The 1,525-nt window shown below is 46.1% G+C and carries 1 pseudogene; it reads right to left on the bottom strand.

The annotated features are described in order from the left end of the window. Positions 1-184 precede the first annotated feature (184 nt). Positions 185-1,429: pseudogene (locus IQ260_RS30515) on the bottom strand (ISNCY family transposase); the annotation flags it as partial. Positions 1,430-1,525 lie beyond the last annotated feature (96 nt).

The following is a 1,525-nucleotide window of genomic DNA, read 5'->3' as shown; positions in this document are numbered from 1 at the left end:
CAGCAATTCCAAATTCCAAGATTAGGACATTGTAATGCCCTAGCCATAGTTCCATCAGAACACTAACAACGTTTTAGGAGGTATTGGTTCGTGCCTTTCGTGCCTTTCGTGTTTTTCGAGGTTTGGGACTATCCTCATCCAACATAAACTCTATCAATGCCTCCCAGCTTTCAAACCAGGTGTATTTCGTGAGCGCTAGCATGTCACGAAAAAAGCCCTTTCGAGTTCCCACCTGTTGTCTAAGTCGTTGATAGCGTTCATCGACTAAATCGAGAACGGTATGAAATAGAAATGCAAGCAGATTCAACGTTAATAACGTTGATGCCAACCCTTGCTGTCCATGACCGAAGTTATGCTCTAGATGATATCCCCTAGTTTTGAGGACATTGTGATTTTCATTTTCGGTTTTCCAACGAGCACGACCTGCCAGTGCGACCTCAACAACACTCTCGTCAGTTAAGTGATGATGGGTAATCCAGCTGTTGTGATAAAGCTGACGTCCGTCAGACTCTCGGGTCACTGTTATCTCACACCAGTTAACCGACAAACTCGGGTCTTCGGCACGTAAAGGAACGTCGTTAAGATACCGATACTGCCACTGTTCATAGCCTTGTTTGGTCTGCTTTCGTTGGGTAAGCGTCGTCACTCCACCTTTGGTTGTCTGGAACTCAACCCAGTCATATAGCACACGGTGAGATTCTGGCAAACACACAAAGATGAAGTGGTAATCATACTCCAAACACACCTCACACATCGGTTGACAACTGTATAAATCATCCCCCAACAGGGTAATGCCTTGCTTTTCGAACAGCTGACTGTACTCACTTAACCAGCGTTTAGCTGCGCTTTGCTCACAATCTTGTTTGTCATGACCATCTTGGGGCGTAATGAAAGCGGGTGGCAAGGAAATCACCGACGACTGATGCGGTGAGACAATCACCGGTAAGAGGGCCTGATGGAAATACGTGGTGATGCCTGACTTGGAGGTTTTAGTCGAACAACAAGGGCAGTGAATGGTACGTGAACTATGGTAGGTTGTGCCATCCAGGGCCACCAGTAATGTCCCTCCAATACTTTGATATCCGCTTAGATACCCTTGGTGTAATAGGGTTTGGTAGACCCTCTCAAACACGTCAAATAGCGGTGCTGGCGAGATGAGGTCCAGAACATTACGCAACTGTTCAACACTCGGTATCTGCTCAAGGCCAAATAGACTCTGGGCATTATCGCGACCTTCACGACTATTGAGATAGCGCTGATAGTCCAGAAACGATTCACTCTGCATGAAAAATGCTGAAAATGCCCCCAGCACAATATCCTTGAGCGTATAGGTTGTGCCATTACTCGGTTTACGGGGCTCCCTGAGTTCGCTAATGGCCGTCGTTAAATAGCCCAGAAGCACACCGAAACTCAGAGAAATAGGGACCATAACCGGAACTCACATCAACAGGGTCGTTTCTATCTTCATTAACCTTATGTCCTTTATTTCTGTATAAATTGATGCCGTTTGAATTTGGAATTGCTG

The sequence above is a fragment of the Leptolyngbya cf. ectocarpi LEGE 11479 genome (assembly GCF_015207065.1).
In the GTDB taxonomy this organism is placed as follows: Bacteria; Cyanobacteriota; Cyanobacteriia; order Phormidesmidales; family Phormidesmidaceae; genus Leptothoe; species Leptothoe ectocarpi.
This window is presented reverse-complemented; position numbering and strand designations above follow the sequence as displayed.